Origin of the sequence: Variovorax sp. YR266, from assembly GCF_900107295.1 — a bacterium.
Lineage (GTDB): Bacteria > Pseudomonadota > Gammaproteobacteria > Burkholderiales > Burkholderiaceae_C > Variovorax.
This window is the reverse complement of the sequence record NZ_FNPM01000009.1, coordinates 324,550-347,363: the sequence shown is the minus strand read 5'-3', so window position 1 is coordinate 347,363 and position 22,814 is coordinate 324,550. Positions and strand designations below refer to the sequence as shown.

Here is a 22,814-nt window from a genome sequence, read left to right as displayed (position 1 = left end):
CGGTCAACCGCCGGCTCAGAACGAGAAGCGCGAGGGCTCGGGGAAGTTCAGCAGGCGCGGGGCCACGATGTCCCAGGGCTGGATGGTGTCCCACTTGCTTTCGCTCGAGCGGGTGACGAAGTGGGCGCGCATCATCGGCTCTTCGCCCACGATGGCCGAGAGGCGGCCGCCGACCTTGAGCGAACCCAGCAGGTTCTGCGGAATGCGGGCGACCGAGCCGCTCAGCACGATCACGTCGAAGCTCGGGCCGCTGGCCAGGGGCACGGCGCCGTCGGCATTGCGCACTTCGACGTTGGTCACGCCGTTGCGGCGCAGCGTCTCGGCGGCGCGGGCGGCCAGCACGGGGTTGATTTCAAGCGACAGCACCTGGGCGGCGCGGGCGCCCAGCAGGGCGGCCATGAAGCCGGAGCCGGTGCCGATCTCGAGCACCGATTCGTGCTTCTGGATGTGCAGGTCTTGCAGCGTGCGTGCCTCGACCTTGGGCGACAGCATGAATTCGCCGGGCACGGAGCCGTCGAGCAGGGGCAGTTCCATGTCGAAGAAAGACAGCGTGCGGTGTTCTTCCGGCACGTAGTCTTCGCGGTGGATTTCGGCCAGCAGTTCGAGGATGTCCGTTTCCAGCACATCCCAGGGGCGGATCTGCTGTTCGATCATGTTGAAGCGCAAGCGCTCGAGGGTGGGGGTGGGGTTCATGGCGTGGTTTTCCTAGTGGGCTCAGGACAAACCTTCAATTTTAGGTGCCGGCGGTGACACCGGCGGCACGCTCGGCCTTCCGGGGTGCGCGCTGAGCCCGTTGATCACCACGTCGGCCTGCACGGCGACGTACTTTTCGGGGTCGAGCGCCGATGCGCCGTCGACGCAGACCATGGCCGAATGCTTCCAGAGCATGAGGAAGACCATGGGCGCCACCACCGAATAGATCGCGTGGTCGATGTCCATCGGCGCGAACTCGCCGCTGTCGATGCCGCGCTTGAAAATGCGCCGCAGCAGCTCGTGGCCGGGCCGGACCACCTCGCGGCGGTAGAACTCCGCCAGTTCGGGAAAGTTGGCGCCCTCGCTCATCATGAGCTTGGTCAGGCCCGAGGCCTGGGTCTTGCCGACGCGCTCCCACCACACGTTCATGCAGTAGCGCAGCATCTCGGCCGTGGTGCCTTCGAAGGCCTCGAACTCGGCATTCCACTCCGTGAAACGGCCGCCGAGGTTTTCCATGACCACGGCCTTGAACAGCTCTTCCTTGCTCGGAAAGTAGAGAAAGAGGGTGCCCTTGGAGACGCCGGCACGCGCCGCCACTTCCTCGGAACGGGTGGCGGCAAAGCCCTTTTCGACGAACAGATCGAGCGCGGCGGCCAGCAGTTCGCCGGGACGCGCCTCTTTCCGGCGCTCGCGCTTGGCGTGCACCGGGCAGATCTTTTCGACGAAGGAGCGGGGCGTGGGCATGATGTTAATGACTCGCGGGTTAGTAATGTAGTGACCGGCATCCGTCACGTCAAGCCGCGACAATATCGGGTTCGTCTTTTTCCAACCTGCCGGAGCAGCACCATGTCCACTTCACCGTCGCCGACCGCAACCATCGTGCTGGGCGGTGGCTGCTTCTGGTGCACCGAGGCGGTGTTCGACCGGGTGCAGGGCGTGCTGGACGTGGAATCGGGCTATTGCAACGGCCAGACCGTCAACCCGACCTATGAGCAGGTCTGCACCGGCCGCACCGGCCATGCCGAGGTGGTGAAGCTAGATTTCGACCCGGCGCAGATCAGCCTGCGTGAAATCCTCGAAATCTTCTTCGTCGTGCACGACCCGACCACGCTCAACCGCCAGGGCAACGACGTCGGCACCCAGTACCGCAGCGGCATCTACTACACCAGCGACGCCCAGAAAGAGGTGGCCGAAGGGGTCATCCGCGAGATCGAGGCCAGCAAGACCTATCACTCGCCCGTCGTCACCGAAGTGGCAAAGCTCGCCAACTACTCGACGGCCGAGGCCTACCACCAGGACTACTTCCTGAACAACCCGAACCAGGGCTACTGCGCATTCGTCGTGGGCCCGAAGGTCGAGAAGTTCCAGAAGACCTTCGCCTCGCGCCTGAAGGCCTGATCGCCTTCCGTCCCATGCGCATGGCCCGCCAGTCTCCCTCCCGTTCGTCGCGCGCGTTCATCGTCGCGCTGGCGTTCGCGCTGTGGATTGCGGGCACGCTGGGGGTCATGCACCGTTCGCTGCACGTGCCGGGCCTCTCGCACGCCGAGGCGGCGGTGCAGGTGCAGCAGGCATCGCGCAGCGGCGCGCACGACCACGCGGCTCACGGGCTGGGCAGCCTGTTCGGCGAGCACACCGACGCCGAATGCCGGCTGTACGACCAGCTGGAGCACGGTTCCGCCGTGCCCAGCGTGCCGCTGGTGGTGCTGCCGATGCTGCTGCCGTCGGCCACCTTCGCCTATCTGCAGGGCGAGGTCGTCGCCCGCTGGATCGCGCTCTTCGACGCGCGCGGTCCGCCTTCCTCTCGCTGAATCTCCCTGTGTTCCGGCTGCCGCAGCCCGCATCGCGCGGGCTGCGGCAGATCGTTCATCGATTCAACGAGTGTCCATTCATGATTCCCAATTTCCGTCGCAGTGCCGTTGGCATTGCCGTTCTTTCACTGCTGTCCTGGTCGGCCTTCGCCCAGGACGCGACCACCACGACCACCACCGTCGCGCCCAGCGCCGAAGGCACGCTGTCTACCGTGGAGATCCAGTCCGAGCGCCTCAAGAAGGCGCGCATGGAACTCTCGCCCGAGGTCGGCGCGACCGTCTACCGCATCGACCGCGCGGCCATCGACGCGCTCGGCAAGGGCGACGCCACGCCGCTCGACGACGTGCTGCTGACACTGCCCGGCGTGGCCAAGGACTCGAAGGCTTCCGGCTCGCTGCATGTGCGCGACGACCACGGCAACGTGCAGTACCGCGTCAACGGCGTGCAGCTGCCCGAAGGTATTTCGGGCTTCGGCCAGTCGCTGGACACGCGCTACATCGACTCGGTCAACTTCCTGACCGGCGCCTTGCCCGCGCAATACGGCCTGCGCACTGCCGGGGTGGTCGACATCCAGACCAAGCAGGGCTTCGGCAAGCCCGGCGGTTCGCTCGGCTTTACCTTCGGCAGCCACAACACGCTGGAAGAAAGCGGCTCCGTCTACGGCACCACCGGCAACCTGAGCTACTACCTGTCGGGCAGCCTGGTGTCCAACACCAACGGCATCGAGAACCCGCAGCCCACGCTCAACGCGCAGAACGACCGCACACGGCAGGGCAAGACCTTCGGCAACCTCTCGTACTACCTCGACGCCGATACGCGCCTGGGTCTGATGTTCGGCACCTACAACGGCAAGTTCCAGATTCCGACCAACCCGAACCAGACGCCGTCCTTCTCGCTGGCCGGCTACAGCGACCTGGGCACGGGCTACAACGGGCTGCCGTCGTCCGATGTGCGCGAGCGCCAGACCGAAGCCACGCGCTTCGTCGCGCTGTCATACCAGAAGACGGTGGGCGCGCTGGACTTCCAGCTCTCGGCCTTCCACCAGTACTCGAGCCTGCACTACGTGCCCGACGCCGTGGGCGACCTGATCTACAACGGCGTGGCCTCCGACACCCTGCGCTCCAACTCGTCCAACGGCCTGCAGGCCGATGCGTCGTACAAGCTGAACGATGCCCACACGCTGCGCTTCGGGGGCGCCTACACGCGGCAGACCACGCGCAGCATCAATGCGGTGAACGTGTTCCTGGTCGACGACACCGGCGCGCAGGTAGGCAACACGCCGCTGCTGATCAACGACAACTCCAGCAAGGTCGGCCAGCTCGCCAGCCTCTACCTGCAGGACGAATGGCGCATCGACCCGAAGCTGACCTTCAACTACGGCTTGCGCTACGACAGCGTCGACGCTTTCACCAAGGAGCACCAGTGGAGCCCGCGGCTGAACCTTGCGTACAAGCTGTCGGACGACACGGCGCTGCACGCGGGCTACGCGCGCTACTTCACGCCGCCGCCGCAGGAGCTGGCCTCGCAGCAGAGCATCAATCTGTATGCGGGCACCACCAACCAGCCGGAGGTTGCCAACTCCGATGCGGTGAAGGCGGAGCGCACCCATTACTTCGACCTGGGCGTGGACCACAAGGTGAATGCCAACCTGTCGCTGTCGGCCGACGTGTACTACAAGGACATCACCAACCTGCTCGACGAAGGCCAGTTCGGCCAGGCGCTGATCCTGTCGCCGTTCAACTATGCCAAGGGCTTCGCGCGCGGGCTGGAGCTGTCGGCCCGCTACAGCGACGACCACTGGTCGGCCTACGCGAATTTCGCCTACCAGAAGGCGATGGGCAAGGACATCGTGTCGAGCCAGTCGCTATTCGGCGCCGATGAGCTGAGCTACATCGCCAACCACTACGTGTACCTGGACCACGACCAGACCTACACGCTGTCGGGCGGCGCCAGCTACCGCTTCGGCGACAACCAGGTCAGCGGCGACCTGATCTTCGGCAGCGGCCTGCGCCGCACCCCCGACGGCGGCGCGCCCAACAGCGCGGCGCTGCCGCACTACGCGGTGGTCAACGCCGCCTATTCGCACACCTGGAAGGAGGCTTCGGGCGGCGACATCGTCGGGCGCATCGCCATCCTGAACCTGTTCGACAAGAGCTACCTGCTGCGCGACGGCACGGGCGTGGGCGTGGGTGCGCCGCAGTACGGCACGCGGCGCAGCCTGTACGTGAGCATGACCACGCACTTCTGATGCAGGTCGCACGCAGATGACGCACACGAGGCTCTCGCGCACAGTCGCCTTCATGCTGCTCGTCGCAGTGTGGGTGACGTCGACGCTCGGCCTCGTGCATGCCACGCTGCACGTGCCGGGCGATCGCGCCTGGGCCCTGTCCGCCGAGCGCGCGACCGCTGCCACTACCGTGGCTTCGGGCGCGCACGCCCCGGCGCAGCGGCACACCTGGCTGCATGCGCTGTTCGGCGACAAGACCGACGCCGAGTGCCGGCTGTACGACCGGCTGTCGCACGGCTTCAGCGCGCCCGGCGTGCCGCTGGTGGTGCTGCCGATGGTGCTGCCGTCGGCCACCTTCGCGTATCTGCAGGGCGAAGCCGTCGCCCGCTGGATCGTGCTGTTCGACGCACGCGGTCCGCCTTCCACTCGCTGAATTTCCGATGTGTTCCGACTGCCGCACCCGCTTGGCGTGGGTGGCGGCCGGTCGTCCCTTGATTTCAACGAGTGTCCATTCATGACTCCCAATTTCCCTCGCAACGCCATCGGCGTTGCCGTTCTTTCGCTTGCCTCTTTCGCAAGCCTGGCCCAGGCGCAGGCCCAACCCGCCGACGCCACCAGCCTGCGCGAAGTCACCGTCACCGGCAACCCGCTCGGCGCCAGCGACCTGATCGCGCCGACCACCACGCTGTCGGGCGACAAGCTGCTGCTGCGCTCCCAATCGACGCTCGGCGAAACGCTCGACAACGTGCCCGGCGTGAGCAGCAGCTACTTCGGCCCCAACGCCAGCCGCCCGATCATTCGCGGCCAGGACGGCGACCGCATCCGCATCCTGCAGAACGGCGGCGGCGCGCCCGACGCCTCGGCGCTGAGCTACGACCACGCCGTGCCGGTCGATGCACTTGTGACCGACCGCATCGAGGTGCTGCGCGGCCCCTCGGCGCTGCAGTACGGCGGCAGCGCCGTCGGCGGCGTGGTCAACGTGATCGACAACCGCATTCCGACGGAGCCGATCAACGGCTTCGGCGGCCGCGCCGACCTGGGTTACTCCACCGGCAACAAGGAAAAGAACGGCGGTGTAGTGCTCGAAGGCGGCAACGAACGCCTGGCGATCCACGTCGACGCCTTCAACCGCGACTCGAAAGACGTGTCGGTGCCGATCACGCTCGAATGCAGCAAGCCCGGCTCGCCGTGGACTGCGCGCAAGATCTGCAACTCGGCCAACGAAGCGCACGGCGGCGCCGTCGGCGGCACGATGTTCTTCGACCAGGGCTACATCGGCGCCTCGGTCAGCACCTACCGCAGCAAGTACGGCACCGTGGCTGAAGACGACGTGACCATCGGCATGAAGTCCGACCGCTATGCGATCGAAGGCGAGTGGCGCCCGGGCGGCTTCATCAGCAGCATCCACGCGAAACTGAGTCATACGGACTACCGCCACACCGAGTTCGAGGGCGGCGAAGCCGGCACCACGTTCTCGAACATGAGCAACGACCTGCGCATCGAGGCGCGCCACCAGAAGATCGGCAACTTCGAAGGCCTGGTCGGCTTCAGCAGCGAAACCAACCGCTTCGCCGCCGACGGCGAGGAGGCCTTTGCACCGCACAGCCGCACGCGCTCCAACGCGCTGTTCATGTACGAGGAATACGGCACTTCATGGGGCCGCCTGAGTTTCGGTGCGCGCACCGAGCAGGTCCGCATCCGCTCGCTGGGCTACCCGGACGATCCGACGGTCACGCGCTTTGCTGTTGGCGAGCGCACCTTCAATCCGCACAGTGCGGCCTTCGGTGCGCTGGTCAACCTCGCGCCGCAGTGGCAGCTGACTTCGAACCTCGCCTATACCGAGCGCGCGCCGAAAGACTACGAGCTGCTGGCCAACGGCCCCCACGTGGCAACGGCCGCATGGGAGGTGGGCGACCCGAACCTGAAGAAGGAAAAGTCCACCGGCCTCGACCTGGGCGCTCAATGGAAGTCGGGGCCCAACACGGCCCGCGTCAACGCGTATGTCACGCGCTTCAGCAACTACATCGGCCTGACGGCATCGGGGCGCAACCTCGATGAAGAGGGCAACGTGGCCGAGCCCGGCGCCACCGACACGCTGGCTGAGTACGTCTACAGCGGCGTGCGCGCGCGCTTCACCGGCATCGAGGCCAACGGCAACCTGCGCCTGCTGGGCACCGACGGCTTCGCACGCATGGGCGACGCGGGCACGCTCGACCTCGAGTGGCGCGGCGACATCGTGCGCGCGAAGAACCTCGACACCGGCGAGCCGCTGCCGCGCATCGCGCCGCTGCGCCTGGGCGCAACGCTGGCCTATGCCAACGGCCCGTGGGGCGCGCGCTTCGGCTTCGACTACAACGCAGCGCAGCACCGCATTCCGTCGGTGGGCGCGCGCGAAACCGATGCATACACGCTGTGGAATGCGGCCATCACCTACCGCATGAAGGTGCAGCGCGCCAACCTCACCTGGTATGCGCGCATGGATAACATCACGAACAAGCTGGCCTACAGCGCGACCTCGATCCTGACGACGACGGTGTATCCGAACGCACCGTTGCCGGGGCGGACGCTGAAGGTCGGCCTGCGCGTGACGTTCTAAGGGCGCAAGGGGGCGGGCGAAGACGAAGGAGTCCCTCGGCTATCCTCGCCGAGTGAATTCCATCGTCATCTCCTCGCTCCTTCCCGTCGTCCTGCTCATCGCTGTCGGCTATCTGGCAGGCAAGCGCCGCTGGATCGGCGGCAATGCGGTGAAAGACCTGTCGCACCTCATCTTCCTGCTGCTCGCGCCTGCGCTGCTGTTCCGCGCCATGAGCACGGTGCACGTCGAGCAGTTGAGCCTCAAGCCCGTGGCGGCGTACTTCATCGCCTCGGGCCTGCTGTTCGCGGGCACGCTGGCGCTGCGCGGGTTCAACCGCACGGCGGCGGTGCTCGCGCTGGCCAACACCTACAGCAACACCGTGATGATCGGCATCGCGCTGATCGGCCTCGCATACGGCGAGGAGGGCATGGTGGTGCTGCTCACGCTGATCTCGCTGCATTCGCTGGTGCTGCTGACGAGCGCCACGGTGGTGCTGGAGCTGGCCGTCGCGCGCGAGCAGGCTGGCGCCGCTGGCGCAGACAAGCGGCCGTCGATGGCGCGCACCGTGATGCGCGCGCTGCGCAACGCCATCATTCACCCCGTGCCGATGCCGATCATCGCGGGCCTGTTGTTCGCGCAGACCGGGCTGGTCATGCCCGAGGTCATCGACAAGCCGATCCAGCTGCTGGGCCAGGCTTTCGGGCCGATCGCGCTGGTGATGGTGGGCATCACGCTCGCGCTCACGCCCATCGGCCGGCACTGGCGCGGCGCGCTGGTGCAGGCGCTGGTGAAGAACCTGCTGCATCCGCTGCTGGTGGCCGTCATCGGCTGGCTGCTGGGCGTGCGCGGCATTCCGCTCACGGTGATGGTTGTGGCAGCGGCGCTGCCGATCGGCGCCAACGTGTTCCTGTTCTCGCAGCGCTACCGCACGTCCGAAGACCTGGTGACGGCCAGCGTCGCTGTGTCGACGGTGCTGGGGCTCGTCACGCTCACGCTCGTGATGATGTGTGTGCAGTGGCTGCCCTGAGTCCTTCGGTCTCTTCTCCTTGGCGTTGAGCGGACTTTCGCCTTAGAGCGCTTCGCCGCGTGCCTATGCCGTTTGGCAGGGTGGCCGTTTGGCGAGATGGCGCGGGGCCGCCGGCACCCTACATTTGCCGGCTGATGATTCACCCGGCGCGCTCTTCGCCCCTTCTTGCTATGGCGGTGGTCGCGATGGTGATCGCGCTGCACGGCCGTCCCGCGCAGGCCGCGGAGCCCGCTGGCGCGGCCAAGCCGTGCCGCACGCCGTGCCTGTCGGCGAACGTGCCGCGCGAGCCGGCCGAGCCGTCGCCCGCCGAGAAGTCTGAAAAGACGGACGAGGCGCCGCTGAAGCCGAAGCCGGTGATCAGGACGCGCGCACAGCAGCCGGCCGCACCGCCATCACCGCCGCCAGTGCAACGCGAAGCCGCCGCGCCGCGCGCCGCGCCATCGAAGCGCTGCAGCGAAATCAACATGCGCGCCGCCGTCGGCGAGCCGCTGTCGGACCAGGACATGAAGACATTGAGGAGCCAATGCTGATGACGACCACCACCCAACGAGTCCGCGTGGCACTGCGCGTGTTCGCGCTGTGCGCAGCCGCCGTACTTGCCGCCGCCTGCGCGCACCGCCCCGCGCCCGGCAACGCCATGCCTTTCGACCAGGCCGTGAACCAGGCAGTGGACGACCTGATGGTGCAGACGCAGAAGCTGCCGGCCTTCCTGGCCAAGGTGGAATCGACGCTCACGCAGCGCCGCATCGTGATCGACCCGCTGCTCGAAGGCGCGAGCGGCCAGCAGACCGAGGTGACGCGCGTGGCGGAACAGCGCATCGTCCAGCGCATGCAGGCACAGTTCAAGCAGTTCACCGTCACGCCGTTCAACGCCAGCGAAATCGGCAACGCACAGTACGTGCTGAACGGCACGCTGGTGCGCGACAAGGACGCCTCGGGCGGGCCGTACCGGCTGAACCTTGCGCTGACCGAGATCAAGAGCGGCGTGGTGATTGCGCAGTCGGTCACGCGCATCAGCGATGCCGCGCTCGACACGCGGCCCACCGCCTTCTTCCGCGACAGCCCGGTGAACGGCAAGGACCGCGGCGTCGAAGGCTACATCCGCACCGCCGAAACCCAACCCGGCCAGGCCGCCGACGCGCTGTACCTGGAGCGCCTGCCAACCTCGACCGTGCTGCAGGAAGCCACCGCTGCCTACGAGGCCGGCCGCATGAGCGAGGCGCTGAGCCGCTACGAGGCCGCGTCGAAACGGCCCGACGGCCAGCAGCTGCGCATCTACAGCGGGCTGTACCTCACGCAATCGCAGCTCGGCCGCACTGCCGATGCCGAGAAGACCTTCGGCACCATCGCGCGCCTGGGGCTCGAAACCAACAACCTGAGCGTGAAGTTCCTGTTCAAGCCGGGCTCGACCGATTTCCTGTCCGATCCGAAGATCAGCACCGCCTATCCGATGTGGCTGCGCCAGATTGCGCGGCAGGCGGCGCAGATCGATTCGTGCGTGGTGGTCACGGGCCACACGAGCCGCACGGGCTCGGAGGCGGTGAACGAGCGGCTGTCGCTGCAGCGCGCGGTGAGCGTGAAGGCCCGACTGGTGGGCGAGGCGCCGCCGCTGTCGAAGAAGCTGCGCGAATCGGGCATGGGCTTTCGCGAGAACATCGTCGGAACGGGGGCCGATGATGCGAGTGACGCGCTGGACCGGCGCGTCGAATTCAAGGTCGTAGGCTGCGAGGCCTGACGACGCGGCTCAGGGGGCGAGGCGCTCGCGCACCCAGTCGCTGCCTTCGAGCCGGTAGCGCAGCCGGTCGTGCAGCCGGCTCTTGCGGCCTTGCCAGAATTCCCAGCGGTCGGGCACCAGCCGATAGCCGCCCCAGTGCGGCGGGCGCGGCGGCGAGAGCAGGTGCTTGGCGGCGAACACGGCTGCGTTCTTCACCAGCACGTCGCGTCCGCTGATCACTTCGCTCTGCGGGCTGGCCCAGGCGCCGATGCGCGAGTCGAGCGGGCGGCTTGCGAAGTAGGCGTCGCTCTCTTCGGCGCCCGCCTTCTCGACGCGGCCCTCGATGCGCACCACGCGCTCCAGCTCGACCCAGTGGAACTGCAGCGATGCGTACGGATTGCCCGACAGCTCGCGGCCCTTGCGGCTTTCGTAGTTGGTGTACCAGACGATGCCGCGCGCGTCGTAGCCCTTGATGAGAACGATGCGGCTCGACGGCCGCAGGTCGCTGCCCACGGTGCACAGCGTCATCGCGTTGGGCTCGGGCACCTGCGCGTCTATGGCTTCGGTGAGCCAGCGTTCGAACTGCTTCATCGGATCGCCGGCGCTGTGGGCCTCGCCGAGCTCGGCTCGCTCGTAGCTCTTGCGCAGTGCCGCCAGTGCGTCATTGGAGAGAGGGGAAGTCATGCCGGGATTGTTGCGCACATACTCGGCCCATGACGACACAGAAGGCGAATTCCCCGGTAGTGATCGTGCTGGCCTCGGGCCGCGGCGAGCGCTTCATTGCAGCTGGCGGCACGGGATCGAAGCTGAAGGCTCTGCTCGCCGGCAAGCCGGTGCTGGAGCGCACGCTCGACGCGGTGCGCGCCAGCGGCCTGCCGTGGCATGTGGAAGACGCGGGGCACCCCGGCATGGGCGACTCGATCGCGGCTGCCGTGCGTGCCACGTCCGACGCGCAGGGCTGGCTGATCCTGCCGGGCGACCTGCCGCTGGTGCTGCCCGCGACGCTGCAGGCCGTGGCTGCTGCCCTTGGCGGCCGGGTGAATGCCGTGCAGCCGCAGTACCGGGGAGAGCGCGGGCATCCGGTGGGCTTTGCCGCCGGGTGCGGCGCGCAGCTCGCTACCTTGGAGGGAGGCCTCGGCGCATCGTCCATCCTGCGGTCGATGCGCGCCATCGATTCGGTCGCCGACCTGGCGGTGGACGATGTCGGCGTGGTCACCGACATCGACACGCCCGAGGCGCTGGCGCAGGCCGAGGCGCTGTGGCTGGCGCGCGTGAACGCCTAGCCTTTTCTATTCGATCAGGGCTTGGCGATCACGGCGCAGGCGATGCGCGGGCCCGAGTTGCCTGCCGGCTGCGTCGTGAAATCGTCGGGGTCGCGGTGCACCACCAGCGCACGGCCGACCACGCTGTTGGCGGCGCCCGGGGTCAGCGAGATCGCGTGGTCTTCCACGCTGAAGCGCGCCATGCCGTTGGCGTCGGCCCGCAGGCTCGGCAGTTCGCCGGCATGGCTGCCTGGCGCGGCGAACTTGCCGTGCGTGCCGCCGGTCGGGTTGAAGTGGCCGCCCGAGGCATTGCCGTTGTCGCCGCAGTCGCCCTTTTCGTGGATGTGGAAGCCGTGCTCGCTGCCCGGCACCAGGCCGCGCACCTCGCCCGACACGCGCACGCCATGCTCGAGGGCGGTGAAGGTCACCGTGCCACGCGTCGGGTTGGGCGTGATCGCGGCGGTCGGCACCAGTTCGACGGCCGTGCTCGGCTTGCCGCCCATGCTGCCGCAGGCGGCCAGGAGGGCCGAGGCGAGGAGGGCGGCGCCGGTGGCGATGAGACGACGTTGGTTCATGTGTTTTCCTTGGAGGGTCCGGAAGGTTGGGAGGATTCGGATTTGTCTGGAGACCCCGGAACATATACCGGAGCCTGCGGTGCATCGCAATCAGCAGCGTTCCCTGACTGGCGCTGCTCCTGTTCCTTCGCCGCGGCCAGCGCCACCAGCCGTGCCAGCGCGGCGTCGTGGATCGAATGCCGCTGCAGCTCCAGCAGCGTCTGCTGCGCGTAGTCGAGCGAGCTGCCGTAGCGGCCCACCGCGTGGGCGAAGATGTGGCGGTAGCGCTCGTCGCTGAGCTCGCCCGTGAAGTTGGGGCTGCGCCGCGACAGCGTGAACGCCAGCGCGCGCACATGGCCCTCGGCCGTGCCGCATTGCAGCCACCTGGGGTCGTACACGCCGGTCGGCATCTCGCGCAGCCAGAGCCGGCCCAGGGTTTCGAGGCCCTCGGCCTTCGGCACGCGGAACACCATGCCGCGGCAGCTGCCGCCCGAGAGCAGTCCGAACACGAGGCCCGGCGTCTGCACGCTGCCGCGGTTCACGCGGCTCCACATCTTCAGCGCGCGGTGCCAGCCGTGCACCCAGGCAGGTCGGCGTTCAGTGAAGCTGAATTCGGGCCGCCAGATCAGCGAGCCGTAGCCGAAGAGCCAGAGGTCCTCATGCCCGCCCCAGTCGGCGATGGCGCGCTCGAGCATCGGCTGCGGGTCGCGCAGGGGCTTGGGCATGGGGTCGAGTCCCGGCGGACCGGGGTTCGGCGCAGGGTCCGACACGGGGGTGTCAGGGCCGACGCCTACAATTTCCTGATCATGGTTCACCGCACCATTATTTACCGACCTCTTTCCTACGGAGCAAGACCCGCAATGAGCGACGACGACAGCCAGCAGAATTTCATCATCGGATTCGTCATGGCGCTGATCGCCCTGGTGATCTTCTTCGTGGTGGGCATCGTGCTCTGGCACAAGGGGCACAACCCGGCGGCCGCCAAGCCCGCTGCGGCAGTGACAATCTCGGCGCCCGCACCCGGAGCTGCGCCCAAGGTGGCCGAGGTCACAGAGACGGTGACGGTCACGATCCCCGACGGCGCCAGCGTCCGCGTGGTCGACGGCGTGGTGAGCTTCTACTTCGCGACCGGCAGCGCCGATCTCGCACCGGGCGCCGCCGAGGCACTGGCCGCGGTCATCAAGGGTGTCGAGAGCGGCCGCAAGGCGGTGATCTCGGGCTTCCACGACACCACCGGCGACGCCGCCATCAACGAACAGCTGGCGAAGAAGCGCGCCGAGATGGTGCGCGACGTGCTCGTGGGCCTGGGTGTTCCGGCGGCCAAGGTCGACCTGCAGAAGCCCGCCGTGACGGCCGGCACTGGCAACAACGCCGAGGCGCGCCGCGTCGAGGTGAAGCTGGTCGACTGAGCGCCACGCGCTCCGATTGCCAGATCAGAGAAGAAGCCCGGTGACGCCGGGCTTTTTTGCGTGCGCCTCCCTGCAAGGCTCGAATGGGTAAATTCGTATTGCCTGGCGCCCGGATTTCATCGGGCTTTCGCGCCCGGCTTGTTACCATGGGCCTCCAGGCCCACAGTCGCCCTGGCGACATGCAGCAAGAGCCACGTACCCCCATGAGCAGCAGCACAAACCCCACCGTCCGCGACGTTACCGATCGCATCCGCGAGCGCAGCCAGGGGCTGCGCGGCGCCTACCTCACCCGCCTTGCCGAAATCCGCGCCCGCGACCGCGGCTCCGACCGCATGGGCTGCGCCAACGTGGCGCACGCCGTGGCCGGCATCCCGGCCAACGACAAGTTCCGCGTGGTGACCGAGCGCGCACCCAACATCGGCATCGTCACAGCCTACAACGACATGCTCTCGGCCCACGCGCCGTACCAGGGCTACCCGGACATCATCAAGCAGGAGGCTCGCCGCCTCGGCGCCACCGCGCAGGTGGCCGGCGGCGTACCCGCCATGTGCGACGGCGTCACGCAGGGCACGCCCGGCATGGAGCTGAGCCTGTTCAGCCGCGACCTGATCGCCATGAGCACCGCGGTCGCGCTCACGCACGACATGTTCGATGCGGCACTGCTGCTCGGCGTGTGCGACAAGATCGTGCCGGGCCTCCTGATCGGCGCGCTGCACTTCGGCCACTTGCCGACCGTGTTCGTGCCAGCCGGCCCGATGCCCTCGGGCCTGTCGAACGGCGCCAAGTCGAAGGTGCGCGAACAGGCGGCGCAGGGCCTCGTGGGCCGCCAGGGCCTGCTCGACGCCGAGATGGCCGCCTATCACACGGTGGGCACCTGCACCTTCTACGGCACCGCCAACAGCAACCAGATGCTGCTCGAAGCCATGGGCCTGCACGTGCCCGGCACGGCCTTCATCCAGCCCGGCGACGCGATGCGCGAAACGCTCACGCGCGAGGCCGTGCGCACGGTGCTGGGCAAGGCGGGCGAGGCAGCATTCAATTGCCCGCCCATCGGCGAGATGGTCGACGAGCGCTGCATCGTCAACGCCATGGTCGCCCTGCTCGCCACGGGCGGCTCCACCAACCACCTGATCCACTGGGTGGCCGTGGCGCGCGCCGCCGGCATCCTGATCGACTGGGACGACTTCTCCAAGCTCTCCGACGTGGTGCCGCTGCTGAGCCGCGTGTACCCCAACGGCAGCGCCGACGTGAACGAGTTCCAGGCCTCGGGCGGCCCCGGCTTCGTGATCGGCGAACTGGTCGATGCCGGCCTCATGCATGCCGACGTGCTGACGGTGCGCTCGGGCGGCATCCGTGAATTCGCGAACATTCCGGCGCTGGCAGGCGATGCGGGCGAGCACCGCCTGCAATGGACCCCCGCCGCGCCCCTGAAGAACGAAGCCGTCACGCGCACGGTCGCGAGCCCGTTCAGCGCCACTGGCGGCCTGAAGTTGCTGAGTGGCAACCTCGGCCGCAGCGTCATCAAGGTGTCCTCGGTGCCCGACGACCGCCACGTCATCGAGGCCCCTGCGCGCGTGTTCGACTCGCAGGCCGCGCTGCAAAAGGCATTCACCGCCGGTGAGCTGGAGCGCGACGTGGTCTGCGTGGTGCGCTGGCAGGGCCCGCAGGCCAACGGCATGCCCGAGCTGCACAAGCTCACGCCGCCGCTGTCGGTGCTGCAGGGCAAGGGGTTCCGCGTGGCGCTGGTCACCGATGGCCGCATGAGCGGCGCGTCGGGCAAGATTCCGGCCGCGATCCACGTCTCGCCCGAAGCGGCAGCGGGCGGCCCGCTCGCCAAGGTGCGCGACGGCGACCTGATCCGCCTCGACTCCGTCGCGGGTACGCTCGCCGTGTTGCTGCCCGAAGACGAATGGGCAGCGCGCGAGACCGCAACGCAACCCGAAGCGCAGCGCATCGCCGACGGACACGGCCTCGGCCGTGAACTGTTCGCCGGCATGCGCCGCAATGCATTGACCGCAGAAGAAGGAGCCTGCTCATGGCTATGAACGAAAAACTCACCGCGCTGGACGTGATGCGCGACGCCCCGGTCATTCCGGTCATCGTGCTGAACGACGTGAAAGACGCCGTGCCGCTGGCGCGCGCGCTGGTGGCCGGCGGTATCCGCATGCTCGAAGTCACGCTGCGCACGCCGCAGGCGCTGCAATGCATCGAGGCCATCGCCAAGGACGTGCCCGAAGCCGTGGCCGGCGCCGGCACCATCCGCAGCGCAGCCGATGCGCAAGCCTCGGCGCTGGCCGGTGCCAAGTTCGGCGTGAGCCCGGGCTACACGCGCGCGGTTGGCAAGGCCTGCCACGACCTTGGCCTGCCGCTGCTGCCCGGCGTGGCCACCGGCAGCGAAATCATGACGGCGCAGGAAGACGGCTACACGCAGCTGAAATTCTTCCCCGCGCTGCAGGCCGGCGGCCTGCCGATGCTCAAGGCCTGGCAGGGTCCGTTCGGCGACGTCACCTTCTGCCCGACGGGCGGCATCCATGCGGGCAACGCAGCCGAGTTTCTTGCGCTGTCGAACGTGGCCTGCGTGGGCGGTTCGTGGATCGTGCCGACCGACGCGATCCGTGACGGCGACTGGGCGCGCATCGAGCAACTGGCACGCGCCGCGAGCCAGCTGCCGCGCTGAGCATCGCCATGAGCGGCGTTGATTTCGACGCGAGCGACCTCAAGGTCATCGCGTTCGACGTTTTCGGCACGGTGGTCGACTGGCACAGCGGCATTGCCGCCGAGGCCGAGAGCGCACTGCCGGGCGTGGACGGCGCAGCCTTTGCGCTGGCATGGCGTGCCGGCTACCAGCCCGCGATGAAGGCAGTGATGGAGCGCATCGCCGCGGGTGAGGGCGGCTTCACGCTGCTCGACGAACTGCACCTGAGCATGCTCGAACAGGTGCTGCACGACTTCAGCTTGGCCGACCGCCTCGACACCGCCGCCAAGCGCGACCTGAGCCGCGCCTGGCATCGACTGCCAGCCTGGCCCGATTCGGTGGCCGGGCTCACGCGGCTCAAGAAGAAGTTCACCATCTGCACGCTGTCGAACGGCAACATCGGCCTGCTCACCGAAATGGCCAAGCGCGCCGGCCTGCCCTGGGACTGCGTGCTGTCGGCCGAAGTGTTCAAGGCCTACAAGCCCGACCCGCGAACCTACCTCGGCGTGGCGGGCGTGTTCGACGCAACGCCCGGGCAGGTGATGCTGGCCGCCGCGCACCACGACGACCTGGCCGCCGCGCGCACCTGCGGCCTGAAGACCGCGTACATCGAGCGCCCGCATGAATTCGGCCGCGCCAGGCCGAAGGATGTGTCGCCGCAGGTGGACAACAACCTGCATGCGCGCGACATCAACGAGTTGGCCGACCTGCTGGGCTGCTGATCAGTCGGTGAGCAGCTTCTCTACCGTGCGCAGGTTGCGCGTGGTTGTGCTCGACTTGTAGCGGGTCTTGGCGAGCAGCTTGGCCACCGGTGTATCGAGGCTCTCGCCGCGCGGGCATTGCCAGTACAGCACGCCCTTGCCGCGCTTCAGCTGTTCAACGTCAGCATCGACGGTGCCGGCCTTCTCCACGATTTCATCGAGCATCGCGGCGTCGGAGCCGAACACGATGTAGGGATGGCGCTCTTCGTCGATGCGCTCGAAGGGGTAGCCCGCCGCCATCTCGGCCACGGTCTTCTGCGTGAGCAGCACGATCCATGCGTCGTAGCCGAATCGCTTGCGCAAGGCCTGCTCGATGCGCGTGCGCAGCGCGGCGGCGTCGCTCTCGCTGGTGTCGAACAGCACGTTGCCGCTGGCGAGCACGGTGCGCACCGCGCCGAAGCCCAGTTCGACGAAGAGCGCCTTCAGATCGGCGCTCTTGATCGTGATGCCGTTGACGTTCACGCCGCGCAGCAGCGCGACATGGCGGGTTGTCGTGGCCTGCTTCTTCGTGCTTGCCATGGGCAGCCCCGCCGTGGTTCAGCGCAGGCCGCCGCCAGCGGCGCCTTCGTCTCGCTGGATCAGCTCGATCTTGTAGCCGTCAGGGTCCGTGACGAACGCGATCACCGTGGTGCCACCCTTGACCGGCCCCGCCTCGCGCGTCACGTTGCCGCCCGCGGCCTTGATCTTCTCGCAGGCCGCGTATGCATCGGGTACGCCCAGTGCGATGTGGCCGTAGGCGGAGCCGAGTTCGTAGCTTTCGGTGCCCCAGTTGTAGGTGAGCTCGATCTCGGCCTGGTCGGGGTTGCCCTTGCCGTAGCCTATGAAGGCGAGGCTGTATTTGTACTCGGGGTTTTCGGACGTGCGCAGCAGGTTCATGCCGAGCACCTTGGTGTAGAAGTCGATGGAGCGCTGGAGGTTGCCAACGCGCAGCATGGTGTGGAGGAGTCGCATCTCGTGGTGCCGTGTAGTTATGGGAAAGATCGGAAAGGGAGGCCGCTATTGTCTGCCTCCCGGCGCGGCGATCAAGCTGCCAGGTTCAGCAGATGGGCCTGGTGGCGCTGCAGGAATTCCATCAGGTGCTGCGGGTACTCAGGCACCACGGCGTTGCGCACGCTGGGACGGGCGGCCAGCGCCTTGCGCCAGGCATCGACCTTGGGCAGGGCATCGAAGACGTGCGAGTCGCTGATCGCGTCGAACACCTCGAAGTAGCGGAACACCGGTGCGAAGACAGCATCGACGAGGCTGAAGCTGCGGCCTGCGAAGTAGGGGCCTTCGCCCAGCGCAGCCTCGACGCGCCCGAACTTTGCGATGAGCGCGAGGCGCTTCTGCTCGAACACGGCTGCGTCCTGCGTGGTCTCGTAGCCCCAGAGGTCGGCGAGGATGGCCGAGCCGAACTCCATCCAGGCGCGGTGCTCGGCGCGGGTGAGCGGGTCTTCGGGGTGCAGGCGCGCGCCGGGCTGCGTTTCTTCGAGGTACTCGCAGATCACGTTGCTTTCGAACAGCACGGCCTCGCTGCCATCGGGGCGCTGCACCTTCAGCAGCGGCACCTTGCCGAGCGGCGAGATGTCGAGGAACCACTGGGGCTTGTTGGCGAGGTCGATGACGACGCGCTCGAAGGGCACGTCTTTTTCATTCAGCGCAATCGCGGCGCGCTGCACGTACGGGCACAGCAGGTGGCTGACGAGGGTGAGGGCTTGTCGCGTCATGGGGCTTTCCGTTCTTTGGGATGGGTGTGTCTGGAACGCCGCGATTCTTGCGATCCCGAACAACCTTTTCCCGATAAGCCCATTCGAGAAAAGGCCCCTGTGTGCTAGGCCGCCGTGTCGAGCCAGTGCGTGATGCGCCCCCCGTGCATCACGCCGATGCGGTCGGCCATGGCGTGCGCCTCGGCCTCGTTGTGCGTAACGAGAATCGCGGTCTGGCCGGCCTGCTTCAGGATGCCGCGCACTTCTGCCGTCAGTCGCTCGCGCGTGCCGCCGTCGAGGTTGGAGAAGGGCTCGTCGAGCAGCAGCAGCGCGGGCGAGGGCGCGAGCGCGCGGGCCAGCGCAATGCGTTGCTGCTGGCCGCCGGAGAGTTCGTGAGGGTAGCGTTCGCCCGCGTCGGCCAGGCCGACCAGCGCAAGCATTCCCGCGACGCGCGATTGCTGCGCCGCACGGTCCAGGCGACGCAGCCCGAACGCCACGTTCTTCGCGGCCGACAGATGCGGAAACAGCGCGTACTCCTGGAACATCATGCCCACGCGCCGCTGCTCGGGCGGCAGGTGCTTCTGCGCGGACGACAGCAGCACGTCTCCGAGCCGGACCGTGCCGGCGCGCACGGGCTCGAAGCCCGCGATGGCGCGCAGCACCGTCGTCTTGCCGCAGCCCGAGGGGCCGAACAGGCAGCCGATGTCGCCCGCGTTCAATGCCAGCGAGAAGCCATCGACGACCGTGTGCAGGCCGCGCGGCGTGTCGTAGGCGAGCGTGATCGCATCGATGTGCAGAGGGGAACTCATGTCTTGTCGGGGCCGGGTGTGAGCGAGGACGTGCCCAGCTGGTTGCGCGCAAGCAGCACGACGGGCAGCAGGCCGGCCAGCACGATCGCGAGCGCGGCAATTGCGCCTTCTTCATACGTGCCGCGCGCGGCCTCGGCATAGAGCCAGGTGGCGAGGGTGTCGAAGTTGGCGGGCCGCAGCAGCAGCGTGGCCGGCAGCTCCTTCATCGCGTCGACGAACACCAGCAGCGCGGCTGCAGCCATGGCGGGGCGCAGCAACGGCAGGTGCACGCGGCGCAGCGTGCCGGCGGTGGTTTCGCCGAGCAGGCGCGAGGCCTGCTCGATGGCGGGGGGAATGCGCGCGAGGCCGGCCTCGATGCCGCCCACGGGCATCGCGAGAAATCGGATCGCGCAGGCCACGACCAGCACGACGCCGGCGCCCATCAGCGGCAGGCCCTGCCAGCCGAGCGCGGTGGCCAGGGCGGCATCGAAGGCCAGCGCAGGCGTGAGCAGCCCGATGGCCAGCACTGTGCCCGGCACGGCATAGCCCAGAGTTGCTACACGCGCCTGCCAGCGCGCACGGTTGAGGCTTGAGCCCTGGCTGCGCGAAGCCCAGGCGACGACCAGCCCCGCCGCCACCGCGACCACGGTGACGCCTGAAGCCAGTGCCAGCGTGTTGCCGAGGCTCGCGATCAGACCCCGGGAAACGCCACCGCCCTGTTGCAGCCGCTTGGCGCTTTCCCAGACGAGGTAGAGCGCAGGGGCCACGAAGCCGATCAGCACGGGCGTCGCTGCCGTCATAGTCGCAGCCCAGGCCGCGCCGCCATGCAGGCGCCGTGGCTGCACCGCGCGCATGCGTTGTGCCGAACCGAAGCGCTGGTGCTGCCGGCCGTTGCGTTCGAGCCAGACCAGCGCCACCACCACGAACAGCATTGCGCACGCAATCTGCGCTGCTCCGGCCAGGTCGGAGCGCGTGATCCACGTGGTGTAGACCGCCACCGTCAACGTGTTCACGCCCAGGAATTCAGAAGCGCCGATGTCGTTGAGCGTTTCGAGCAGCGCCAGGCTGAGCCCCACGGCCAGCGCCGGTCGCGCCAGCGGCAGCGCCACGCGAAAGAACGCGCCGCGCCGGCTCTCGCCGAGCATGCGCGCCGCTTCCATCAGGTGCGCCGGCTGCGTCATGAACATCGCGCGTGCCGTCATGTAGACGTACGGGTAGAGCACGAAGCCCAGCACGAAGATCGCGCCGGGCATCGAGCGCAGGTCGGGCAGGCGGAACTGGCGCGGGCTGTCGAAGCCGAGCACCCAGCGGATCGCGCCCTGCACAGGGCCGATGGGGTGCAGCAGGTCGAGGTACGCGAAGGCGACGATGTAGGTCGGCATCGCCAGCGGCAGCAGCAGCGCCCAGTGCAGCACGCCGCGCCCTGGAAAGTCGTGCGCCGTTACCAGCCACGCGCAGCCGGTGCCGATCACCAGCACCAGTGCGCCCACCCCCGTAAGCAGCAAGGCCGTGTTGAGCGCCGCCTGCGGTAGTACATGTGCGAACAGCGGACCCCAATGGCTGACGCCCGAACCGAACGCGAGCCAAGCCAGCGTGAGCACTGGCGCGAGCACGCCGATGGCGATCAGGAACGACGCGCAGCGCCACGCCGGGCCCGCGGCGCGCAGGCCCGGCGGCTGGCGCCGCGCTGTCAGCATTCAGTCGCCGGCAAGGCGTGCCCGGCCATCCATGTCACTGGTCGAAGCCGACCTTGTCCACCAGGGCGCTGGCCTGCTTGCGGTACTTCGCGATCTCGGTCAGCGGCAGCGGATCGACCTTCAGCTCGCCGATGGTCTGGCCGATGATCGGGTCGAGTGCCACTCCCTTGCGCACCGGGTATTCATAGTTGGTCTGCGCGTACAGCGACTGCGCCGGTTCCGACACCAGGAACTCGAGCAGCTTGACCGCGTTGGCGCGCTGCGGCGCGTTCTTTGCCACGGCCGCGCCGCTGATGTTGACGTGTGTGCCGCCGCTTTTTGCATTGGCGAAGGTCGGGCGCACGACCTTGATGGCGTCGCCCCACTTGCGCGCGTCAGTGCCTTCCTTGGCGCTCTTCATCTGGCCGACGTAGTACGAGTTGGCCAGGCCCACGTCGCAGATGCCACCGAGGATGTCGCGCGCCACGTCGCGGTCGCCGCCCGTGGCCTTGCGTGCCAGGTTGGCCTTGACGCCGCGCAGCCACTGCTCGGCCTTGGCTTCGCCGTCGTGCGCGATCAGCGAGGCGACCAGCGCGGTGTTGTAGGGGTGCTGCCCGGCTCGGATGCAGACCTTGCCCTTGTACTTCGGGTTGGCCAGGTCTTCGTAGCGGAAGCTCGTGAGGGGCAGGCTCTTGTCGGCATACAGCACACGCGCGCGCAGCGAGAGCGAGAACCACTGGCCGTCGGCGCCGCGCAGGTTGGCCGGAATGGCCGATTCGAGCGCGGCCGATTTCACCGGCTGCGTCACTCCGCCGTCGACCAGGTCCATGAGGTTGCCGATGTCCACCGTCATCAGCACGTCGGCCGGCGAGCGTGCGCCTTCGGCCTTGACGCGCTCCAGCAGGCCGTCTTTCACGAACACGGTGTTGACCTTGATGTTGCTCTGCGCACTGAAAGCCGAGATCAGCGGCTGGATCAGCGCGGGCTCGCGCGTCGTGTAGAGCGTGAGTTCGTCGGCTGCGGCAGCCTGTGCGGGCAGGGCGGCGACGGCAAGCCAGGCGGCGCTGGTGGCGAACAATGCGCGCGCGGCGCGGCCTTGGACGCTTGAGCGTTCGGTCATGAGGATCCTCCGGGGGCGGGTGTTCTGGAAAGCACCGAGGCCTGTTGCAGGTCTCGGATGAGAATAATTATCACTGGAGGTGTGAGTTGCGACGCCTTTGGACTTACAGGTCGAAGGCCTACTGCCTCGTTGCAAAGTGCGGTGCCTGCGCTGCTCAGCAGCATGTGATGGCGACCGCTTCCTCCTGCTGACGCCCTCCCGCCCAACCCGATGGCAATCCGGGCGCAGGGGCTCAGCGCGCCGGCAGCACCTCGAACACCAGGCAGGTGGTCGTGGCGTGCGCGAACAGCGTGCCGTCGGGTCCGTAGAGGCGAGCTTCGGCGGTGGCGAGCTGCTTGCCGCAATGGATCACCTTTCCTTCGGCGCGCACGCGCTGCACCTTGGGCGTAAGGCCCTTCACGTAGTTCACGCTCAGCTCGGCGGTGGTGTAGGCGCGCCCGGGCGGCATCATCGTGTGCACTGAGCAGCCCAGGGCCGAATCGAGCATCGTCGCGACCCAGCCGCCGTGGATGGTGCCCAGCGGGTTGAGGTGCTGCGGCAGCGGCGTGCCCTGGAAGATGGCCACGCCCTGGCGCACTTCGAGGATCGTGAAGTCCAGCGTCTTGGCGATGGCTGCGTAGGGAATGTCGCCGTTCAGCATCGCCTGCATCACTTCGAGGCCGGTCTTGCCCGCGATCTGTTCGGGGCGGGCTAGGCCGGGGCCTGGGCCGGCATCAAGGCGCTCGGCGATACGGCGTTCTTCGGCGATCCAGGTTTCGAGCTGGTTGGGGTTTTGTGTCATGCCTGTGTTCCTTCTGGGGGCTTTGGCGGAGGGTGGTA

The 22,814-nt window shown here is 67.9% G+C and carries 25 protein-coding genes; 13 read left to right on the top strand and 12 right to left on the bottom strand.

What is annotated here, in order from left to right; all coding sequences use genetic code 11:
• Positions 1 to 15: 15 nt before the first annotated feature.
• Positions 16 to 693 carry a protein-L-isoaspartate O-methyltransferase family protein gene (locus tag BLW48_RS24270; RefSeq protein ID WP_093058243.1) on the bottom strand — a complete coding sequence of 226 codons (678 nt, stop codon included), beginning with the start codon at positions 691 to 693 and terminating at the stop codon, positions 16 to 18.
• A gap of 21 nt (positions 694 to 714) precedes the next feature.
• On the bottom strand, positions 715 to 1,437 hold the full coding sequence (locus BLW48_RS24265; protein WP_093177925.1) for a TetR/AcrR family transcriptional regulator: 723 nt from the start codon (positions 1,435 to 1,437) through the stop codon (positions 715 to 717).
• Between the two features lie 102 nt (positions 1,438 to 1,539).
• Between BLW48_RS24265 and msrA the strand changes: the two genes are divergently transcribed.
• The 8 genes from msrA (at position 1,540) to BLW48_RS24225 (ending at position 10,066) form a co-directional block, all read left to right on the top strand.
• Positions 1,540 to 2,091 (top strand): peptide-methionine (S)-S-oxide reductase MsrA, encoded by a 552-nt coding sequence (msrA, locus tag BLW48_RS24260; RefSeq protein WP_093177924.1) that lies wholly within the window; start codon positions 1,540 to 1,542, stop codon positions 2,089 to 2,091.
• Positions 2,092 to 2,111: 20 nt separating this feature from the next.
• The gene (locus BLW48_RS24255; protein WP_256330891.1) at positions 2,112 to 2,501 is read left to right on the top strand and encodes a hypothetical protein; all 390 of its coding nucleotides are present in this window, start codon (positions 2,112 to 2,114) and stop codon (positions 2,499 to 2,501) included.
• 80 nt (positions 2,502 to 2,581) lie between these two features.
• Entirely contained in the window at positions 2,582 to 4,750 is a 2,169-nt protein-coding gene (locus tag BLW48_RS24250) for a TonB-dependent receptor (RefSeq protein WP_093177920.1), read from the top strand.
• Positions 4,751 to 4,766: 16 nt separating this feature from the next.
• Entirely contained in the window at positions 4,767 to 5,162 is a 396-nt protein-coding gene (locus BLW48_RS24245; RefSeq protein WP_093177919.1) for a hypothetical protein, read from the top strand.
• Between the two features lie 81 nt (positions 5,163 to 5,243).
• On the top strand, positions 5,244 to 7,325 hold the full coding sequence (locus BLW48_RS24240) for a TonB-dependent receptor (RefSeq protein WP_093177917.1): 2,082 nt from the start codon (positions 5,244 to 5,246) through the stop codon (positions 7,323 to 7,325).
• Positions 7,326 to 7,377: 52 nt separating this feature from the next.
• Positions 7,378 to 8,331: an AEC family transporter gene (locus tag BLW48_RS24235; protein ID WP_093058248.1), complete on the top strand. Its 954-nt coding sequence runs from the start codon at positions 7,378 to 7,380 to the stop codon at positions 8,329 to 8,331.
• A gap of 170 nt (positions 8,332 to 8,501) precedes the next feature.
• Positions 8,502 to 8,861, top strand: coding sequence for a hypothetical protein (locus tag BLW48_RS35475; protein ID WP_177142392.1), 360 nt, complete (start codon positions 8,502 to 8,504; stop codon positions 8,859 to 8,861).
• Complete coding sequence (locus tag BLW48_RS24225; protein WP_093177913.1) at positions 8,855 to 10,066, top strand: OmpA family protein; 1,212 nt, start codon at positions 8,855 to 8,857, stop codon at positions 10,064 to 10,066. Before BLW48_RS35475 ends, BLW48_RS24225 begins: the two co-directional genes overlap by 7 nt.
• A 9-nt stretch (positions 10,067 to 10,075) precedes the next feature.
• Here the strand turns inward: BLW48_RS24225 and pdxH are convergent, their stop codons facing one another.
• Positions 10,076 to 10,729: a pyridoxamine 5'-phosphate oxidase gene (gene pdxH, locus BLW48_RS24220; RefSeq protein ID WP_093177911.1), complete on the bottom strand. Its 654-nt coding sequence runs from the start codon at positions 10,727 to 10,729 to the stop codon at positions 10,076 to 10,078.
• Positions 10,730 to 10,758: 29 nt separating this feature from the next.
• Between pdxH and BLW48_RS24215 the strand changes: the two genes are divergently transcribed.
• Positions 10,759 to 11,328: a nucleotidyltransferase family protein gene (locus BLW48_RS24215; protein WP_093078836.1), complete on the top strand. Its 570-nt coding sequence runs from the start codon at positions 10,759 to 10,761 to the stop codon at positions 11,326 to 11,328.
• Between the two features lie 14 nt (positions 11,329 to 11,342).
• Here the strand turns inward: BLW48_RS24215 and BLW48_RS24210 are convergent, their stop codons facing one another.
• Together BLW48_RS24210 and BLW48_RS24205 are read right to left on the bottom strand one after the other, a co-directional pair.
• Positions 11,343 to 11,882, bottom strand: a complete 540-nt coding sequence (locus tag BLW48_RS24210) for a superoxide dismutase family protein (protein ID WP_093058251.1) — start codon at positions 11,880 to 11,882, stop codon at positions 11,343 to 11,345.
• Entirely contained in the window at positions 11,879 to 12,586 is a 708-nt protein-coding gene (locus BLW48_RS24205) for a gamma-glutamylcyclotransferase (RefSeq protein WP_093177996.1), read from the bottom strand. Before BLW48_RS24205 ends, BLW48_RS24210 begins: the two co-directional genes overlap by 4 nt.
• 135 nt (positions 12,587 to 12,721) lie before the next feature.
• Between BLW48_RS24205 and BLW48_RS24200 the strand changes: the two genes are divergently transcribed.
• The 4 genes from BLW48_RS24200 (at position 12,722) to BLW48_RS24185 (ending at position 16,687) form a co-directional block, all read left to right on the top strand.
• Positions 12,722 to 13,270: an OmpA family protein gene (locus BLW48_RS24200; RefSeq protein WP_093058253.1), complete on the top strand. Its 549-nt coding sequence runs from the start codon at positions 12,722 to 12,724 to the stop codon at positions 13,268 to 13,270.
• A 203-nt stretch (positions 13,271 to 13,473) separates the two neighbouring features.
• Positions 13,474 to 15,315, top strand: a complete 1,842-nt coding sequence (edd, locus tag BLW48_RS24195; protein ID WP_093058254.1) for a phosphogluconate dehydratase — start codon at positions 13,474 to 13,476, stop codon at positions 15,313 to 15,315.
• A complete protein-coding gene (gene eda / locus BLW48_RS24190; RefSeq protein WP_093058255.1) occupies positions 15,306 to 15,947 on the top strand; it encodes a bifunctional 4-hydroxy-2-oxoglutarate aldolase/2-dehydro-3-deoxy-phosphogluconate aldolase in 642 nt (213 codons plus the stop codon). The genes edd and eda overlap by 10 nt, the downstream gene beginning before the upstream one ends.
• 8 nt (positions 15,948 to 15,955) lie before the next feature.
• Positions 15,956 to 16,687 carry a haloacid dehalogenase type II gene (locus tag BLW48_RS24185; RefSeq protein WP_093177909.1) on the top strand — a complete coding sequence of 244 codons (732 nt, stop codon included), beginning with the start codon at positions 15,956 to 15,958 and terminating at the stop codon, positions 16,685 to 16,687.
• Here BLW48_RS24185 and BLW48_RS24180 read toward each other — a convergent pair whose 3' ends face one another.
• The 7 genes from BLW48_RS24180 to BLW48_RS24150 form a co-directional block, all read right to left on the bottom strand.
• Complete coding sequence (locus BLW48_RS24180) at positions 16,688 to 17,245, bottom strand: DUF1697 domain-containing protein (RefSeq protein ID WP_093177907.1); 558 nt, start codon at positions 17,243 to 17,245, stop codon at positions 16,688 to 16,690.
• Between the two features lie 18 nt (positions 17,246 to 17,263).
• The gene (gene gloA / locus BLW48_RS24175; protein ID WP_093058258.1) at positions 17,264 to 17,677 is read right to left on the bottom strand and encodes a lactoylglutathione lyase; all 414 of its coding nucleotides are present in this window, start codon (positions 17,675 to 17,677) and stop codon (positions 17,264 to 17,266) included.
• 71 nt (positions 17,678 to 17,748) lie between these two features.
• A complete protein-coding gene (locus BLW48_RS24170) occupies positions 17,749 to 18,432 on the bottom strand; it encodes a glutathione S-transferase family protein (RefSeq protein ID WP_093177905.1) in 684 nt (227 codons plus the stop codon).
• A gap of 104 nt (positions 18,433 to 18,536) precedes the next feature.
• Complete coding sequence (locus tag BLW48_RS24165; protein ID WP_093177903.1) at positions 18,537 to 19,220, bottom strand: ABC transporter ATP-binding protein; 684 nt, start codon at positions 19,218 to 19,220, stop codon at positions 18,537 to 18,539.
• Positions 19,217 to 20,896: an ABC transporter permease gene (locus tag BLW48_RS24160; protein ID WP_093177901.1), complete on the bottom strand. Its 1,680-nt coding sequence runs from the start codon at positions 20,894 to 20,896 to the stop codon at positions 19,217 to 19,219. The genes BLW48_RS24165 and BLW48_RS24160 overlap by 4 nt, the downstream gene beginning before the upstream one ends.
• Before the next feature lie 34 nt (positions 20,897 to 20,930).
• The gene (locus BLW48_RS24155) at positions 20,931 to 21,995 is read right to left on the bottom strand and encodes a Fe(3+) ABC transporter substrate-binding protein (RefSeq protein ID WP_093078822.1); all 1,065 of its coding nucleotides are present in this window, start codon (positions 21,993 to 21,995) and stop codon (positions 20,931 to 20,933) included.
• A gap of 232 nt (positions 21,996 to 22,227) precedes the next feature.
• On the bottom strand, positions 22,228 to 22,776 hold the full coding sequence (locus BLW48_RS24150) for a PaaI family thioesterase (RefSeq protein ID WP_093058263.1): 549 nt from the start codon (positions 22,774 to 22,776) through the stop codon (positions 22,228 to 22,230).
• Between the last annotated feature and the right edge of the window lie 38 nt (positions 22,777 to 22,814).

Coding starts and splice junctions, on each gene's coding strand:
- BLW48_RS24270 (WP_093058243.1), bottom strand. CDS start 693: ATGAACCCCACCCCCACCCTCGAGCGCTTGCGCTTCAACATGATCGAA.
- BLW48_RS24265 (WP_093177925.1), bottom strand. CDS start 1,437: ATGCCCACGCCCCGCTCCTTCGTCGAAAAGATCTGCCCGGTGCACGCC.
- msrA (WP_093177924.1), top strand. CDS start 1,540: ATGTCCACTTCACCGTCGCCGACCGCAACCATCGTGCTGGGCGGTGGC.
- BLW48_RS24255 (WP_256330891.1), top strand. CDS start 2,112: ATGGCCCGCCAGTCTCCCTCCCGTTCGTCGCGCGCGTTCATCGTCGCG.
- BLW48_RS24250 (WP_093177920.1), top strand. CDS start 2,582: ATGATTCCCAATTTCCGTCGCAGTGCCGTTGGCATTGCCGTTCTTTCA.
- BLW48_RS24245 (WP_093177919.1), top strand. CDS start 4,767: ATGACGCACACGAGGCTCTCGCGCACAGTCGCCTTCATGCTGCTCGTC.
- BLW48_RS24240 (WP_093177917.1), top strand. CDS start 5,244: ATGACTCCCAATTTCCCTCGCAACGCCATCGGCGTTGCCGTTCTTTCG.
- BLW48_RS35475 (WP_177142392.1), top strand. CDS start 8,502: ATGGCGGTGGTCGCGATGGTGATCGCGCTGCACGGCCGTCCCGCGCAG.
- BLW48_RS24225 (WP_093177913.1), top strand. CDS start 8,855: ATGCTGATGACGACCACCACCCAACGAGTCCGCGTGGCACTGCGCGTG.
- pdxH (WP_093177911.1), bottom strand. CDS start 10,729: ATGACTTCCCCTCTCTCCAATGACGCACTGGCGGCACTGCGCAAGAGC.
- BLW48_RS24215 (WP_093078836.1), top strand. CDS start 10,759: ATGACGACACAGAAGGCGAATTCCCCGGTAGTGATCGTGCTGGCCTCG.
- BLW48_RS24210 (WP_093058251.1), bottom strand. CDS start 11,882: ATGAACCAACGTCGTCTCATCGCCACCGGCGCCGCCCTCCTCGCCTCG.
- BLW48_RS24205 (WP_093177996.1), bottom strand. CDS start 12,586: ATGCCCAAGCCCCTGCGCGACCCGCAGCCGATGCTCGAGCGCGCCATC.
- BLW48_RS24200 (WP_093058253.1), top strand. CDS start 12,722: ATGAGCGACGACGACAGCCAGCAGAATTTCATCATCGGATTCGTCATG.
- edd (WP_093058254.1), top strand. CDS start 13,474: ATGAGCAGCAGCACAAACCCCACCGTCCGCGACGTTACCGATCGCATC.
- eda (WP_093058255.1), top strand. CDS start 15,306: ATGGCTATGAACGAAAAACTCACCGCGCTGGACGTGATGCGCGACGCC.
- BLW48_RS24185 (WP_093177909.1), top strand. CDS start 15,956: ATGAGCGGCGTTGATTTCGACGCGAGCGACCTCAAGGTCATCGCGTTC.
- BLW48_RS24180 (WP_093177907.1), bottom strand. CDS start 17,245: ATGGCAAGCACGAAGAAGCAGGCCACGACAACCCGCCATGTCGCGCTG.
- gloA (WP_093058258.1), bottom strand. CDS start 17,677: ATGCGACTCCTCCACACCATGCTGCGCGTTGGCAACCTCCAGCGCTCC.
- BLW48_RS24170 (WP_093177905.1), bottom strand. CDS start 18,432: ATGACGCGACAAGCCCTCACCCTCGTCAGCCACCTGCTGTGCCCGTAC.
- BLW48_RS24165 (WP_093177903.1), bottom strand. CDS start 19,220: ATGAGTTCCCCTCTGCACATCGATGCGATCACGCTCGCCTACGACACG.
- BLW48_RS24160 (WP_093177901.1), bottom strand. CDS start 20,896: ATGCTGACAGCGCGGCGCCAGCCGCCGGGCCTGCGCGCCGCGGGCCCG.
- BLW48_RS24155 (WP_093078822.1), bottom strand. CDS start 21,995: ATGACCGAACGCTCAAGCGTCCAAGGCCGCGCCGCGCGCGCATTGTTC.
- BLW48_RS24150 (WP_093058263.1), bottom strand. CDS start 22,776: ATGACACAAAACCCCAACCAGCTCGAAACCTGGATCGCCGAAGAACGC.